The following is an 18,214-nucleotide window of genomic DNA, read 5'->3' on the forward strand; positions in this document are numbered from 1 at the left end:
TTGCGCACGCATGCCGCATCCCACGGTGGGGCCGTCGGCCCCGTCGTGCGCGAGCATGTGGTCGTGCGCCTGCGGACCTCGACCGCGGAGCGGGCGCTGACCGCTCTGCGATGGGTCCTCGGACTCGCGGTCGCAGTCACCGTCCTGTGGATCGGGGCGGCGTTCCTCGCGACCCCCGCGTCGGCCGCGGCCGTGCCGGTCGCCATGGCCTACCAGTCCGCCGCCAAGGGCAAGGACCGCGGGTCGAGTGACGGTGGTGGCGATTCCGGCGATTCCGACCGTGGGGATTCCGACGGCGGGGATTCCGACCGGGGCGATTCCGACCGTGGGGATTCCGACCGGGGCGATTCCGACCGGGGCGAGAGCCGCGGCGACGACAGCCGTGGCGACCGGGAACGCGGCGGGCGCGATCGCGACGAGAGCAACAGCCGCGAGCAGAAGACGGAGAAGCGCGAACGGAAGGAGTCGCGCAAGGATTCGGACGACGGTCGCAAGCGCGACAAGGGCGAGAGCCGTGAGCGGGAGACGGGCGACCGCGACCGGAATGAGCGGCCCCAGCGCGACGAGTGGAACCGGGACGAGAACGGCCGGGACGAGGACGGCCGGGACGAGGACGGCCGGGACGAGGACGGCCGGGACGAGGACGGCCGGGACGAGGACGGCCGGGACGAGAACGGCCGGGACGAGAACGGCCGGGACGAGAACGGCCGGGACGAGAACGGCCGGGACGAGAACGGCCGGGACGAGAACCGCCGCGCCACCCGTGAGAGCGATCGGAACCGCGACGAAGAGCGCGCGACGCGCAGCCGCGGCCACGACGAGAACCGTTCCCGGGGTGAGCGGGAGAGCCGCACGCGCGAGGACGAGAGCCGCGACCGCGACGACCGCGACAGCAGGTCCCGTGAATCCGCCTCCCGGGATTCCGCGTCCCGCGACAGCCGCGCACGCGACGATTCCGCGTCCGACGACCGCGACACCGTCGTCTTCGCAACGCGGGGTTCCCGGGAATCGACGCGATCGCAGGAGAGCGACGACCGCTCGGGCGGCGACGAGGACCGTGGGTCGCGCCGGGAGGACCGCGCCGACAGCCGTTGGGGCGACCGTTCCGACGACCAGGAGCTCGCCGCGGTGGGGTCGCGCGACTCCCGCGGATCGGGGCGCGCCCGCGCCACGGATGACCGCTCCGACCGCGACGACGTCCGCGAGCCGCGCCGGACCGGCCGTACCGAGGGCCGCTGGACCGCGCGCCCCGACGACGGCTCTGGCGACGGCTCCGAGGGCTCTGGCGACGACTGGTCGTTCGGAGCTGAGGCGTTCTCCGGCGGCGACCGGGCGGACGGCCGTGACGACGACACCCGCACCGACACCCGTACCGAGGGCCGCTGGACCGAGCGCCCCGACGACGGTTCCGGCGACGGCTCTGGCGACGGCTCCGAGGGCTCTGGCGACGACTGGTCGATCGACGTCCGGGAGAAGGGCTTGTCCCGGACGTTCGGAGCTGAGGCGATCTCCGACGGCGACCCGGCGGACGGCCGCACCGAGCGCGGCTGGCACGGCCGCTCCGGCGCGAGTCGTGACAGCGGCTCCGGGCGCTCCGGCGACGACCGGCCTGTCGACCTCCGGGAGCAGGGGCTGTCCCACACATTCGGCGGGCACGTCTCCTCCGAGCGCGGCCGGGTGAGCGGCGAGGGCGACGACGGTCGCACCGCGCGGTCGCGGCTCTGGGCCGCCGATGGAGGGGCCGTCGACGACGGGGACGCCGACGGTCGGTACTCGGGACGCGACCGCTACCACGACGCCCACCGGCGCGATGAGCACCCGATGCCCGACCCGTCCGGCGGCACGACCGCGATGGACCTGTTCGTCGACGACCCGGGCTCCGGCGACCTGAGCTCCGGCGGCGCCGTGCCTGATGAGGTCGAGGACGCCGCGCGCCGCGTGACCGACTCCGTCGAGGAGCTCGTGGCGGGCCGGGACGACGCCAACCGCGACGACGCCGACCGGGTCGCGCGCGACGTGCTCACGCGCCTGCCCGACTGGGTCGAGGCCGTCTCGTCCGGCGAGGACATCACCCGCAGCGTCGAGTCCGCGCGCTCCGGCTGGCGCGACCGCGACGCCCGCGGGACCGACGACAGCCCGCGTACGGCCCGCCCGCCCGGTGAGGAGTCGGCGGACTACGCGCTCGACCGCGCGGGGCAGATGCTGCGCGACGTCCGGGACGGGCCGCCGCGTGACATCGAGGACGAGGCCACCGAGAGCGGCGGCGGGGTCGCCGCGGAACGGGGCGGTCCCGAGGTCGTGATGCGCGACGCGTCGGACCGGCGGACCCACGTCGACACCGAGTCCCTGCGCCGCGTCGGTAACCGCGTGGTCGACGTGGTCGAGGAGGCCGTCGACACAGCGCTGTCCGCTGGCGACGTCGATGTGGCCGCGCTCGTCGACGCCGTCAAGGACCTGGCCGACGAGGTCTCGCGGTCGATGAGGTCCGGCGACGAGCGGTCGGAGCACCCCGAGCAGCTGCTGGCCGTGCTGGCGCGCGACTCCGGTGCGAAGCGGGCGGGTGAGCGCCGCTTCGACCCGGGTGGTGACGACGGGCTGCCACCCGACGACCCCGGCGTCGGCAATCCGTGCGCCGCCTCGGGCGGAGGCTGCGACACCGGGTCGTTCGGCCCGCAGTGGGCGTCCTCCGAGAGCGCGCGCGGTCCTCCACACCACGCCATGCACTCCGACGGCATCGGGAACGGCATCCACGACACCAACGACAGCTACGCCAGCGACAGCTACACCAGCGACGGATACACCAGCGACAGCTACGCGACCGACCTCTCCGGGTACGCCGGCAGGAACGCGCAGGGCGGCAGGCACGCGGTCGACGGCACGACCGACCACAGAGGCGGCTTCTCCGACCTCGCTGAGCTCGGCCGCGCCGACGGGTACAGCGGTGCGGCTCGTGAACGCGGCAGCAGGGAGGGGCGCGGTGGCCGCAGCGGCTTCTCCGGTGCTGCCGACTACAGCGGTGCTGCCGACTACGCCGAGCCGAGCGGTCACGGCCGGCACAGTGGCGGCACGCACGGCACGTACTCCGGTGGCAGCGGTGCCTCGCAGCTGACGTTCGACGACAGGGCCGGCACGGCCCTCACGACCTCCCGCGACTCGGGTGGCGGCAGCTCGTACGACAGCAGCACTTACAGCAGCGGCGGTTCCTCCGGGATCGCGTTCGACAGCAGCCCTGGCACGGCTCTCGTGGACGCCCGCGGCTCGGACGGCGGTAGCTCCTACTCCGACGGCGGCGGTTCCAGCGCGATCACCTACGACAGCAGCCTCGGCACCGCTCTCGTCGACGGGGGCACCTCGGGCGGGTCGGTCACTTTCGGGGACCAGCTCATCGGCCCGCCCACCGACGGCGGTTCCGGCGGCGACAGCATGATCGGTGACTGCCTCTCGTGCGTGACGACCGATCAGATCGACTTCAACTCCGTCAATGTCGAGGAGGCGCCGCACGGCGCGACGGGCGGTACCGCGGCGGGTACCGGACGGACCGCGGCCGAGAAGAAGGTCAACACTGCGGTCAACGCCCGTGTGAAGGTCGAGAAGGCGGAGAAGAAGGTCGCGGCGGCCAAGAAGGACCTCGCGGCAGGTGATATCACGAAGGCGCAGTACAACAAGCAGGTCAAGGCGGAGAAGGCCGCGCAGAAGACGGCCGACGCCGCCGCGAAGAAGGTGAGCGCGGCCAACCGCAAACTGATCAACAGTGTGGTGACCGGTCAGCAGCAGCTCGCCAGCAACAAGAAGCTCACGGCGGCGGAGCGCAAGAAGATCGGCACTCAGACCGAGAAGCTGCAGAAGGCGTCGGGCAACGACGTCGTGGACGCGGTCGAGGTCGGGGACAAGGGCGCGGCGGGTGCCTGCGGACGCAGTGGCGCGTTCACCTCGTGCAACACCGCTGCGGCGAACAAGAAGACCGGCGACGTCACCCGCGACGACTGCACCGCCTTCGCCGGGAAGGGCTGTGGCGCGAAGTCGCAGAAGGGAGCGAACAAGGCCACCGCGAAGTGCACCACGAAGGGCTGCAAGACCACCGCCCAGAGCGGCGAGAAGGCCGCCACCACCGGGTGCGGCATCGGCGAGTGCACCGTGACCGCGATGGCCGACCGGAAGCAGGCGGTCACCGGCTGCCAGGCGTCGAACGGTTGCACGGCCGCCAGCAGCTACTCCGGTCGGGCGGTCACGCCGTCGCGGGACGAGATCGGCAAGACCGCGAGCACGACCAAGGGCAGCAAGGCGCGGGTCGAGACCGAGGCCACCGGCCGCTGCACCGGCCAGTGCGGTCTGAGCACCCTCGCCGCGGCGGACCGCTCGGCGTCGGCCTGTGGCTCGGCCAACGGGAGCTGCACCACCGACACCCGGGCCACCATCACCACCGGCAGTGACAACGGCAAGGGCCGCAATGCGGCGACCCGCACCACCACCGGCCACGGCGAGTGCACCGTGAGCGGCGGCAGCTGCACGTCCGACTCCACCTCGACCGTCGACGCACGCCCCGGTCTCCACGCGGCGAGCGAGGCGCACGGCCAGGTTGTCTGCGACAGCGTCTCCTGCAAGGGCAGGGCCAGCACCCGCACCACGAGCTCCGCATCCGGGGACGTGAAGCTGCGGGAGAGCGAGGGCAAGGGCCGCTGCACGGTCTACGGGGACGGCGGGTCCTGCGGGGCGAGCAGCGTGAGCACCGTGGAGCGCCGCGACGGCACCCCGGTCACAGTCTCCTCCGGCGACGCGTACGTCAGCTGCGCCGACAGCACGCGTTGCGGTGGCACGGCGTCGAGCTCGGCGCGGGCCCGCAACACGGCCGTGTCGGACGAGTGGAAGGGCGCCGGCCACAAGGAGACCTGCGCGGCCAGCCACGGCAGCTGCGTGGTCGGGACCCGCTCCAACGCCGGCAGCGAGCCGGACTTCGTCGCGCTGGACACCAAGACCGGCAAGGCGCTCAAGGGCAAGGGTCGGCCGAAGGAGGGCGCTACCGCGAATTCGAGGGCCACCGGGAGCATCGGCTGCGCCGACCGGCGCTGCCGGGTCACCGTGACCGTCGAGGCGTCCGCGTGGGACGGCGACGTCAACGGCGGCAAGCCCGACGCCACGCGGGATGACGTGACCTGCCGGGGCGGCGACGCGTGCGAGGGCCAGATGGTCTCGGTCGCCTACTCCAGCCCGGGTGCTGCGCAGACGCTGGCCCAGCGCCCGAGCAACGCCCGCCGCACCGGGGGCCCGTCGGTCGCGACGGTCACCGGCGGCGCGGTGTCCTGTGAGGGAGCCGGGACGTGCAACGGCAAGGTCACCAGCTCGGCCAGCGCGACCGACGGGGCCACCGGCAAGACCAGCGGCGACCGGACCTGGGCCTCGTGTGCGGGGGTGTCCGGCGGAGCTTGTCATGGCGTCACCAACTCCGGGGCTTCCTCCGGCCCGGACGCCTCCTCGCTGAGCCCGCTGGTCGGGGGCCGGTCGACGGACAACGCGAAGACCGGCACGGAGCGCACCGGGGCCGGGGCGGGCACCGCCCCGGCCGGTGACGGTGACTCCAGCGAGGACCCGGGCCGGAACGACGCCCAGACGCCGGAGGGCAAGACGAAGGGCCTGCCGCCGGCCGGGTCGCCGGGCGCGGCCGCGAGCGGCGGCGCGGCGAGCGTGTCGGGCCCGTCGAGCTGGTCGATGGCCTCCGCGGCCGTCGACTGCTCGGGCGGCGGCAAGTGCACCGGTACGCCGCGCTCCGGCGGCGGCAGCATCGTGGACCCGGACAACGCCGCGGGCGGTGTCGGGGCGCGCGGCCCACCGGCCAACGCACAGGCCACCACCAAGGGCACCTGCACGACCTCGGGCAGTGCCTGCACGATGCAGAGCACCTCGTACTCGGTGTCCGGTCAGGCCGTGGTGGACACGCTGCTGGCCAACGCCGAGGACAACGCCACGGCGAGCGCGGCGCAGGCTCGGCAGGCGCGGCAGGCCGCCGCGCAGGCTCGTAAGGTCGCCGCCGCGCCCGGCGCGACGAAGAAGCAGAAGAAGGCGGCCACCCAGGCCACCCAGATCGCGCAGGAGACACGCAGGAACGCCGCGACCGCGGCGGAGATCCTCCGTACCGGGAAGGTGACCAACCCGCCGGCGAGCATGTCGGTGTCGAATGTGGTCGGCCAGTGCGTCGGCCGCGGCTGCACCGTCAGCACCTCCGGCGACATCGGCGGTACCGCGGGCGAGGCGCACACCGGCGCGGTGTGCCGCGGCAAGAGCGGCGGCTGCGCGGCGGTGAGCAGCGCGACCGCCAGCGTCACGGCGAACGCCGGCGTCGTCGCGACGAAGGGCAGCAAGAAGACCCGAACCCTGCCCGGGCTGTCGGTGACCGGCCAGGCCGGCTCGCAGCTGTCGTGCCCGCAGAAGGGCTGCACGGGCCAGCTGACCGGCCGCGCCACCTCGGGCGGGACGACCACGTCGACCGGGCGGGTCGTGTGCGGCGGCAAGACCGCCTGCGCGGGCCAGATCGGCGCCGGGGTGAGCACCACGGTCGCGGCGCACGGCGCCAGCCGCGGCGCGTTCGTCAGCGGCACGTGCGCGGGCACCGGCTGCCGGGTGAACACCAAGGGCGCCACCCACTCCGGTGGTGCGAAGTCCACCGCGCACGGCAACTGCCGCGCCGGTGCGGGTGGAGCCTGCTCGGGCTTCAGCCAGGTCGTCAGCTCCCCGGCCGGCACGCAGGCCTTCGCCGGCGCCAGCTGCACCGGAACGAAGTGCCGCTTCTCCTACCGCGCGCACAGCGATGCCTCCGCCTCGGGGCCGGGCAGCAACGCGCACGGCACCGCTACCGGCTACCGCAAGGGCACCCGCGGCGGCGGGCAGGTCATGACGAGCGCGGCAGCGTCGGCGGGCCCGAGCACCGCGGAGGCCGCCGCGGGCTGCCGCGGCTCCAAGGGCACGAAGTGCAGTTCGCACTACCGCGCGCACGCCTCGGCCTCCGACAGCCGGACCCAGGCGCCCACCTGGACCGCGCCGGGCGGGCGCTGGAACGCCCACGGCGAGGGCACCTGCTCGGGCAGCGACGGCGGCTGCGGCGTGCGGGCCTGGGCCCAGGCCAGCCCCGGTGGGGGAGGCGGCGCGAGCTGCTGGGGCAACTGCGCGAACTTCCACCAGAGCGGCGGCAACAACTTCACCCAGACCTCCCCGTCGCTGATGGCGCAGTACATCGCGCGCGGTGGCAAGGTCGACAAGAACGGCAACCCGATCATCCGACACCCCACGCTCGGCAAGGACCACACGGGCGCGCAGACGAAGTGCGACGGTGCTGACTGCAAGTACCGGTACCGCAACCTCGGCGACAAGAAGTACGGCGAATGGCACAGCTGCCAGAAGTCGGAGTGCGCTGCGCAAGCCGGCGTCGGCGGGAACGGCCAGAGGTTGACCGGGGGTCGGAACGGGGACCTCGGTGTGGAGACACCGACCAAGCCGTGCAAGACCGGCGTCTGCGACCCGAAGCAGAAGTACGACAAGGCGACCGACCCGAAGGCCGCCTCCAGCGCCGTGGACGCCAAGGGCGTCTGGAAGGCGTGGGTCGCATCCACCGGCACCATCACCGACGGCCGCTCCGGCACCTGGACGACGGGCAAGGGTGGCGCCCGCACCACCACCTACCGCGACGCGGCCGGCAGGTTCTCGGCGAGCTGCCCGAAGGGTTGCAGCGGTTGGCTGGTCAAGGGCGACAAGATCGACGCCTTCGACATCACCGGGACCAACGCCGAGATTCTGGGGCGCGGCCCGAACGGTCAGTCGGCGCTGCTCACCTGGAAGGGCGCCGGCACGTTCACGTCCGCGGAGAACGTCGTCCTGAAGGCCATGGGAGACGGACCTACGGGCCTGCCGAAGGGCGTCCACGGCCCAGTGCCCCCCGACGTGGCGGCGAAGGCCAACTCCGTCCGCATCCAGACCGAGGGCACGGACAACCCACACGGTCGTTACGAGATCTACGGGCAGTCCGGCTCGGTCCGGTTGCCGAACGGCAAGACGATCAAGAACGAGTACCCGGCGGAGCAGCCGGCGCTCTCCTCCCTGATGCCGGACCTCTGCGTGGGAGCAGCTTCGGCGCTCTGCCAGCGCGCCAGGCCAGAAGGGCGCACGGTGCCCACGCTCGACGACGAGATCGTCGTGGTCGCCCCGGACGCGCGGGGCAAGGGTGGGAGCATCGCGTGCCGGGGCATGTGCAGCGAGACCGTCGCGGGCAAGTCGAAGGCATGGCTGCAGGAGAACTGCAGCGCGATCTGCGATGCGGCGCGTACGGGTGAGGGTCGCCCGCTCGAGGTCGACCCGCGTTCGCGGACGTGCACCGCGCGGTGCGTGATGTACGACGAGTTCGCCGGCAACGAGGGCAGCCCGACCCCGTTCGGCCGGTTCGAGGTCGAGCTGCTCGGGAACGGCAAGGTCGCCAGCTTCACGACGAAGGGCGACGGCGCCTACTGCGAGGGCGAGGGCTGCTGGTACATCCAGCGCTACCGGGACGACAAGGGCAACAACGGGTTCATGTACTGCGGTGGCGCCGGGACCTGCATCGGCGAGACCACCAACAACGAGCAGGAGCGCAAGTTCCTGAAGTGCGCCGAATCGTGCAGCAAGCCGGCGACGTTGCTGTATCCGAACCCCGACACGAAGCTCGAGGGCGTCTCGAAGGGGCGGGACATCTACAACCGGGACATCTACGGTCCGAACGAGGGCTGGTCCTGTGGTCTGGGGGCGGGCGGCGGCGGTTGCCAGCACAACGACCCGGAACACAAGTTCATGGGCCGGGGTGAGGCCGATCCCAGCTGGATGCCTCTGTTCGGTGCGGACTACACCCGGGCGTACACCGGTGCGGCGGTCGACAAGCAGCTGGCCAAGGACCTGGCCAAGTTCGGGGTCGAGGAGGGCGACCCGCTGCCGCCGTTGTCGCCGCAGGCGTTGGACAACCTCCGCAAGGACGATCCGGACGCGGCGAGGCGCTACAAGGACGCGTTGCGCCCGCTGACCCGGTTGGAGCGTGCCCTCACAGGCGCCCGGGCGACCGCCGCCGAGTCCAACGCGCAGTACGTCAAGAACGAGGGCAACAAGGCCCTGCCCGGCTTGCGCACCGTGCTGAACAAGATCGAGAAAGCCGGCTCGCTGTCCACCCTGACCCAGAAGGAGAGGCAGCTGTGGGACCGGGCGATGGACCGGTTCCCGCTGTACCAGATCGATCGCGGGATCATCAACGGCCTGGACCAGATCCAGGCCGAGCAACTGTTCATCGACGCCAGGGCTCGCGGTGCGGGCGAGGCCGACCTGTCCCGGTTCTTCAAGGGCCAGTCGTCGGCAGAGGTCAACCGAGCGCTGCAGAAGGCACTGGGCGTCAATGGTCTGGGTGAGCCGGTCGACGGCGCGGGAAGGCCCGTCGTCCTGACCCCCGAGCAGCAGGCGCGAGCCGATGCTCGGGCGGTCGCCGCGATGAGCCTGACGGGGCGGCAGGAGGACGTGCGGCTGCGCAGCGACGCGCTGAACGACCGGACCACCGCGTACAACACGATGGTCGAGGACTACAACAAGAGGGTCGGGAACGGCTCGGCCACCCCGGCCGACCGCGCCGCGCTCGACGCCGAGTTCACGCGGCTGGCGACCCTGCGCAAGGGGATCGAGGCCGACAGGGCTGCGATCGAAGCCACCGGCGAGCTGTTCCGGAGGCAGGCCGAGCGGGACGCCGCCGCGAGGCCCGGTGCCAAGCCCCTGCGGGAGTTCGACATCGGGCTCGCGCGCAACGCCGGCGAGCAGGACATGGCCGACCAGATGAAGGCGTGGGACGCCTTCCAGACGCGCGCTTCGGATCTCGCCGAGGGGTTGCGTGGGTCGGGGAACAAGAAGCTCGCCGCGCAGGTGGGCGTCATCGCCGCTACCGCCGGGCTCAACTACGAGACGGTCTCCCGCGACCTGGCCTCCCGCTCGCCCGAGACCAAGCTCCTCGCCTACGCGCGGGACCCGGCGACCGACGGGAAGGACACCTCGAACCTGCGCCTGATCGCGCTGCCGTCGACCGGGCGGTCGGACATGGTGCTGGTGCTCAACTCGGCGGTGAACACGCCCGGTTACCGGAACAACCCCGCCCTCGCCACGCTGGTCGGCCACCTCGACGAGGACGAGCTCGCCGACCTGGCGTCCCGGCAGAGCCCGGAGCAGGCGCTGTACGAGGCTTCCGCCGTCACAAAGGTCAAGGACCTGCTCGCCGCCAGGGCGTCGCTCGAGCGGGAGAACCCGGGCGAGCAGGGTGCAGAGAAGGTGGACCGAGCGCTCGAAGCGCTCGAGAGCGCGATGAAGAAGGGAGGCGAGATCGCTGCGCTCCGCCTGTACGCGCTGGACCCGAACGACACGAACGCCGTGGTCGGGGAGCTCACCCTCTTCCGGGTGAAGGTGCGGGACAAGTACACCTTCGTCGACGGATCTGGCGCGACCTACACGAGCATCGAGGACTACCGGCTCCACAACGAGCTCCCCGACGACCAGTACCTGCTGGCGCCGACGTACCCCTACGACAACGCGGACCCGAACCCCGCCGACGGCGTGTACGAGGCGAGGAGCGGTCTCACCCAGATCGACGGTCACGACGATCCGGTGTGGAAGACGGCTGGTGTGTGGGCCGGGCGAGGGCTGGCCGTCGCCGGTGGCGGTCTGCTCATCGCCAGCGGGCTGGGCGCGCCCGTGGGCGGTGCCGTGATCACTGGGGCCTTCGCGGTCAGCGGCCTCGTCATGGGCGCGACGGCCGCACACGACCAGTACCAGCGGAGCCAGCACAACCAGGACATCAGCTGGTCGGACCCCGTCGCCCGGCAGAACTGGATGACGATGGGAGCCACCCTGCTCGTCGGGGCGGGGGGCGGGCTCAAGATGCTCGCCGGGCGGAGCCTCGCGCCGGCCGCGGTCGTCACGCGCCGGGTGGGCAACGGTGCGAGCCTGACCGGCGGCGCCCTCTTCGGCGTGCAGCAGGCCCACTCGACCTACTCCGCGCTGGCCAACTGGAACAGCCTCACCCCGTCCCAAAAGACCGATACCGTGATCGACTCGGCCATCGGGGCCTTCTCCCTCGGCGCGCTGGGGTTCAACCTGCGCACCAGGGTGAGTCCGGCTCGGGCGCAGACGATCAACGGGCAGATCGAGGCGCTGACCGCGGCACGGGGCGGGGTCCGCCCGGGCGTTCACCAGCTGTCCCAGACGCTGGGCATCCGCCCGACCACCATCCGCCGGTCCTTGCGAGCCGCCCCGTTGCCGCTGCCGGTGGATCGGGTCACCAGGATGGCTGCCGAGCGCGGCAGGCGCCCCACCGTGTCCGATGTGGTTGCCGAGACCGGGGTGACCAGGTGGGAGGCCCGCGCTGCGCTCCGCGAAACGTCCGCGGTGCTCGGCAGGATCAACAAGGCGATGCAGGGGCCGCAGCGCCCGCTCGCCGAGGTCGCCGCCGCGGTCGGGAGCACACCCGAGCGGGTTCGGTCGGCGATCGAGGCGGACCCGGCGGGGCGTTTCTCCGAGCAGGACGGCTATGTGCTCGAACATCCCCTCGACGGAGCACGTACGACCCGTGCCGGGCCGGCCTCTGTTCGCGAGACGGGGAACGGGGCGACGGCCGACGGCGTCCGCCAGTCGCCGTGGCGGGGCCGTGTTCAGCTGAAGCCGGACGGGACCCTCGAGTTCGCTCCGGCGGAGCCCACACCGCAGCGCGCACCGGATGGTCCGACGAGCGCGGTCGACGTCATCATCTCGGCGCGGCCCGACGGTGGGTACGCCATCACGACCCAACCGGTGGGCGAGCGGCCGTCGGCAGCGCGCATCGTTCGACTCGACGAGCTCCTCGGCGAGCAGCAGGAGGCGGAGCCGGTCGCTCACGCCGCCCGGCCCACGGCGGCTGCCGACGCCGCGTTGGACGCCGCCACCGCGCGCGGTGGCGAGATGAGGCAGGTGCTCGGAGTCGCCGCCATGCTCGTGTCACACGTGCTGGCCCCTGACGCCGCTGCTGCTGCGCACGCGACACCACAGGCCGCGCATACCGTGGAGGTGCCCAAGAGTGCGGTCATCGAGCTCGGCCGCCACGCCGAGGTCGGCCGGCACGGCGAGGCCGGCGGACTTACCGGGCCCGGTTCCCGCAGCGGTGCTCTCCCAGAGCGCTGGGAGCCCGGCGGAGCAGCGCTGGTGCTCCACGGACCGGAGGCCGTGCTGACCCCGGAGCTCGAGCGGGATCTCCGTGATGGGCGGCTGGGACCGCTCCGCGCAGTTCCGGTGTCCAAGAACGCGCTGGTCGGCAGGAGCGCACCTCGCGGGGTGTCGCCCTCGGCGTGGCGCACCACGACGCGAGCAGAGCGCGTGGAGGTGTGGGGCGAGCTCGCGCGGCACCTCCAGGGCTACGCCGATCAGGCGCAGGACGACGCCTCGCCGGTGTACGCACTGGCTGCCGAAGCGGCCCGCTACCGCGCGAACGCCCTCGCCGCGCACATCGCAGAGGGCTACCTCGGGCTGGCCGAACACCACCTGCGGCTGGCAGACGAGTGGACGATGGCCGCGGGCCAGGTCCCTCCGCCCCGTCACGCCCGGGACGTGGTGGACGACGTCTACCGAGCGCTCTTCCCCACCGGGCCGGGCGCGCCGGCGGTGGACGCGGCGGACGTGCTCGGGTTGCTGCAGACCGGATGGATGCGCACGCCGGCGGAGTCGTACCAGGCGGCGCACAGGCTCGGGAACATCCTGGGGTGGTCGGCCGACCAGCGGAAGCAGGTGGTGGATGGGCTGCGGCTCTCGGCGGGGCTGGGCGTGCCCCCGCCGGTCGCCGGGACGATCGCGGGTCAGCGGTTCGTCACGGGCGACCCTGAGCAGCTCGGGTCGATCCTCGACGCGGGAGTGCGGGAGGCCGAGCAGGTCGCGTCGTTGGCCGGTGACACGCAGCTGACGGTCGATCAGGTCGTCGACGCCCTGCGCGTCGCGCGGCAACGGCTGCAGTCGGGCGTGCCGCACCCCGCTACCGAGGACGCCGAGATGCGCCTCGACCGGCTGAGCCGGCAGGAGCTGCGGGTGCTCGTGGGGTACGGCAGCGGCAGGGTGCCCGAGGCGCTGGCGGCCGAGCTCGGGATACCCGTCGCGGAGGTCGAGGGGCTCCGCGCGAATGCGGTCGAGAAGCTGGGGCGTGGCGGCGCGCGCCTGCCCCGGTCGGAAGCCGGCGCGCGCTCCGAGGCCTTCGCGGAGACCCACGGCCGGTGGTCGGAGGTGCGGGGGCGGCTTCGTGACGACGAGCAGAACCTGACCCCGGGCGAGCGCGAGGCCCTGTGGAGCCCGGCACGGATCGAGGAGTGGATCGACCGACTGTCGCTGTCCCCTACCCGGCGCCAGCAGGTGTACGGGATGCTGGTCGCAGCCGGCATCGTCTCCGCGTCCGACGTCATGGCGGCCGACGACACCACCCTCGCCGCGGTCGGGCTCGACCCCGAGGTGATCGCGGCGTTGCGGAGCGAGATCCCGCACGGGCCGTCGACGCGGGAACCCGTGCGCCAACAGCTCGAGCAGGCGCCCGAGTGGACCGAGGAGCAGCTGGTCACGGCGCTGCGGCTGCTGCTGCACGACTCGCGCCTGCCCACGTGGGGCCTCCCGCCGTCCGATCTCGCCGACCTGCTGTCGGCGACCGGCGCGAGCGATGCCGTCGCCCACGTGGACCACGTCGGCGATGCCTCCACCGTGGCGGCGGCCCTCGTGCAGGCGGCCCGGGACGGTGCGCTGACCCGTGCGCAGGTCGCCGGGCTCGCGCGGGTCGCTGTCGGTCGGGGCACCACCGAGACCGCCGACCGCGCGCTCGCCATCGGCATCCTCTACGAGCAGTTCCGGGCTCGTCAGAACGCCCCTGTCCCCGCTCCCACGGATGCGCCGCCGGCCGAACCGGCCACCGCTCCGCGACGTCCGTTCCCGACCGGTGCCGCCGTGGCGTCCGCATCAGTGAGCGGCTACGCCGGTGGGGTGCTGGCGGCCCTGTTCGAGGCCGGGGTGATCGGTTTCGCGTTGTTCGCAGCGATCGGCGCCGCGCTGGCGGTCGCCTCGGTCATGATGATCCACCTGATCCGCAACCGGGGACCACCGCCGGGCCCGAACGCCTCTGAACCCACCGCCTCCGGCTCGGTCGAGCGGCGGTGGACGAGCGGGTCGAGCGTGCGGGTGCTGGCGCGTGTCGCGCTGGTCGTCGTCGTCGTCGCGGTGATGCTGGGCGTGCTGTCCCGATCCGCTTCCGCCGCGGTCGCCGGTGCTGCTCTGCGCGGCTCGGGTGGAGCGGTGGCGGACGTGCTGCTCGCCGCCGGTCCGGTGCTGGCGGTCGTCGGTGTGGTGGCGGCGGTGGCCCTGCGTCGGGTCGGGGCGCTGGCCGCGGATGGCACCGAGCAGGCTGCCGCGCGGGCGCGGAGCGTGCTGGCGCGGGTCGGTGCGTTCCTGGCCGGGGACGGGGTCGGCGTCGCGGCGGTCGTGGCGGCGCCGGTGGTACCGGTGGCCGCGACGGTCCTGTGGGTGACCGGTACGGCGTTGGCGATCTGGGTCCTGTGGTCGTCGGCGGCCGCGTCGGGTGCGCCGTCGTGGGGCGGCTCGTGGTCGACGAGGCTGTGGCGCGTCGGTGGTGTGGCCACCTCGGCGACGGTGGGTGGGCTGCTCGGCTGGGCCTCGCCGTTCCTGCTCGGTGTGGTGGTCGACGGGATCGGTGCGATGCCGGCGGCGGCCGCACGGGCCTCGGCCGCGGTCGGGGTGGCGGCGGTGGTTCTCGTGGTGGCGCAGCGCGTGCTGCGCAACGCCTTGCGGGGCGGGCTGCTGGTGGCCCAGGTCACGGCTCCGTCGGTGGGGAGTCGTCGGGAGCGGGTCGCCGGGTGGGCGATCGGGCTCGGGCTCGGGGTCGCGGCGGTCCTGACGGCGCCGACGCAGCCGTTGCTCGCGACGGTCGCGTGGGTGGTGCTGGGTGCGGGGCTGTCCGGCTGGGCCGGGTGGCGCGATGCGGGCTCGACCGGGCCGCTGCGGGCCGGCGCCCGGACGCAGCGCTCGGAGCAGCGGGAGGCGGCACCGTCGCGGTCGCTGCGCTGGGCGTTCGGCGTCGCCTCGGGTGTGGCGCTGGGGCTCATCGGGGCCGGCTACCAGAGCATGGCGGCACTGCTGGGCACGCTGACGATCGTGGACGTCGGGCTGATGGGGACGCTGTCGTTCGGCGGCTTCCTGATCGGTGCGCTGCTGTTCGGGCCGATGTGGGGCTCGCGCTCGGCCCGTGGGATGGGAACGGTGTTCCTGACCCTGCTGGCCGGTGGGTACGCCGCCTTCGCGGTGGTGGTGGCGTGGGCCTCGGCCGCGCCGTTGCTGGTGATCGCGGTGACCGTCGGGGTGGGGACCAGCGCCTTCCCGTCGTTGATGGCATTCGTCCAGGGGTGGTTCCGGGAGTCCAACCAGGCCCGGTTGGCCGTCGACAAGGGCCTGCGCGTCATCGACAGCGTCAACCCGCTGCTGGGAGCGGCCGCCGGGCTGGTCACCTGGGGTGTATTGGCGTTCCCCGCCCAGTCGTCGGCAGCGCTCGGGGCGTGGGCGATGGTGGGCACGGCAGTGCTCGCCACCGTGCTCCTGCGGCTGACGATGCGGCAGCAGGTGTCCGCACCGCGAGGACCGCAGGTGGCGTCGGGGACGAGCGGTCGTCGGGGACCGCTGGGCACGATGGCGGACTCGGTCGGTGCGGTGTGGTCGGCGCTGAGATCGGACCGGGCGCTGCGGATCGCCGCGTTCGTGTTCGCCTCCACGGCGTTCATCCAGGGCGCGTTCAACACCGTCTGGCGCATGGCGTTGGACCGCTACGGCGTTGCCTCCGACGGCCCGCTGGCCTTCGTGATGAACGGCGCCGTGTTCTTCGCCAACGTCGTGCTGTTCCTGGGTGTGTTCGGTCCCGCCGACATCAGGAGCCGGCGTGCGCGACTCGCGGGTGAACAGGTCGGCGACCTGCTCGGCGAGGGTGCCGGGAAGTTCTTGATGTGGATCGCCGCCGGGATGGCGGCGACCGGGACGGTCGTCCTGCTCACCGCGCTCGTCCCCGTGACCGCGGTGGCGGTGATGGGGGTCGTGGCAGGCAACTTCTTGTTCGTCGTGGCGAACGCCGGTGTGGGGTTGGGGATCAACGGCTTCGTCGCGACCCGGTTGGGCCCGAAGGCCGCTGCCGGGCTGTCGGCGACGGTCATCACGTCGGCGCTGGCCGGGTTCGTGGCCCCGGTCGCGGCGTCGTCGGCCTTCGGCGCCGTGGGTTGGGTCGGCGTGGCGGTGCTGACCGGTCTGGCGTCGTGGGTGGGCTGGGCGGCCGCGGTCCGGCTCGTGACGACGTCGTTCGACGAGTTCGTGTCGCGGGTCCGGCGGAGCGCGCGGGCGTCGGGCGTCGAGTGGGTGACCCGTGCCGTCCGGGCCGCGGGTGTGGTGGTGGTCCTCAGCGCCGCCGACGCGGTGGTCGCGCTGGCCGGTATCGGCGCGGCGGTCGTCGGTCCGGTGCTGGCGGCGTTGCTGCACCACGTGTGGACGCGGGGGCCCCCGTGGATGCGTACGGCGATCCGTGTCCTGCTGGTGGCCGCCGTGCTGCTGGTGGTGCTGTCCGGTACGGCGTCGGCCGCGACGGCCGTTGGTGCCTCTGCTGTGGTCGCGGGAGGCGCTGCGACCGGTGCCGGGCACGCCGTGACCGATCTGCTGCTCGCAGGCGGGGTGGTCGGGTTCGTGGTGCTCGCGGCGGTGCGGACGCTGCTGCGGCCGCGGGCGATGCCGCTCACCGGGGATCCGGTTGCCGCTCGGCCGGTCCGCGACGGGCGGGTGCAGGTCGTCGGGATCGTCGTCGGGCTCGGTGCCGGCGTCGCGACGGCCCTGACGGTGCCGGGCGTGCCGCTGGTCGCGAGCGTCGCGTGGTTCGTGGCCGTGGCGTCGTCGGGATGGGCCGTGGCACGGGCGGTCGCCGCCGCGGCCGTCCTGTGGGAACCCGGGCCGCGGCGGGCGATGACCGGTGCGGGATCGCAGCGCTCGCCGCCGGCGACCGTGGAAGGGCTGCACGACGCGGTCGAGGCGCTGCGCGAGCGCGTACCGGGCGGAATCTGGACGCCTGCGCAGGAGCGGCAGCACACAGCGCTGTTCGAGGAGCTGGAGCAGCTCCGCGAGGAGGCGAACAGTGTTGGAAGCGCCGCCGATCGGACGCGGGCGCTGGCGGCGGCGTCCGAGGTGCTGGCCGAGCTCGACCGGTTGCGGCCCGCGGGTCCGCCGGCCCCGCGGTCGACCGACACCGGTGAGTCGCTCACAGCGGCGTCCGCGGCGAGCGCGGCAGGTGGGCCGTCGCGCCGCGGTGGCGGGGATATGGGCCGCTGGTCGAGGGCCAAGCTCGCCGAGTGGTTGGCGACGCGGTACCGGCAGGGCGAGGCCGTGGTGCTGCCCGTCGCGGTGCGGAACACGAACGGCGACGTCGTCGGCGTCCTCGACCTGCACCCGGTGCGCGGGATGTCGAGCTGGGTGTTGTTGCGCGTGCTGGGTGTGCACGACCTGGTGGCGTTCGCCTGGCGGCACGAGGGGCAGCAGTTGGTGGCGGTGGACGCGGAACTGGCCGCGCGGGTACAGCGTGTTCGGGAGGTCATCGCGACCGCTCGGGCGGCCAACAGGAACAGCCAGGCCGACGAGCTCCAGCGGATGCTGGACGGCTGGCTGTTCGACGTGTACGACCACGAGCAGGTGCACTTCATCGACCCGAAGGCCCGCCACGACGACCCGGCCTTCGTCGGGCACCTGGTCGTGCGGCACCATCTGCTGGACCAGGCGGTCGTCTTCGCCGAATACCTGGACCGGCAGATGACGTTCTCCGCGCTGCCGATGTGGTGGGGCCGCTCGCGGACGGACTCGGCCGCCGCGTCGCTGAAGCGGCTCCTCGCGATCCGGGACCAGTTGGCCACCGCGGACACCGAGCAGCGCACCGCGCTGCTGGCCGAGATCGCCGACCTGCTTCCCCGTCTCGACGCGTGGCTTGGTCGCGCGACCCAGGTGGCGCCGGCTCCCGCCCGCGGTCGGACTGCGGCGCGTCACCAGGCATGGGAAGCCGCGGAGGAGGAGTGGGAGCGGCATCCCGCGGCCGAGCTGGGCGAGGCCGACGCGGCCACGTGGGGTGTGTGGCGGCTCGTCCAGCTGTGGGGGC

The 18,214-nt window shown here is 73.3% G+C and carries 1 protein-coding gene (cut by a window edge); it reads left to right on the plus strand.

The window, feature by feature from the left end; genetic code table 11:
- A protein-coding gene (locus tag FHX44_RS30740) for a preprotein translocase subunit SecA (RefSeq protein WP_147258977.1) crosses the window boundary here: on the plus strand, positions 1–18,214 show its 5' portion. It continues 17,432 nt past the right edge of the window; only the first 18,214 of its 35,646 coding nucleotides appear in the window; it begins with the start codon at positions 1–3; the stop codon falls past the right edge of the window.

Origin of the sequence: Pseudonocardia hierapolitana, from assembly GCF_007994075.1 — a bacterium.
GTDB lineage: Bacteria > Actinomycetota > Actinomycetes > Mycobacteriales > Pseudonocardiaceae > Pseudonocardia > Pseudonocardia hierapolitana.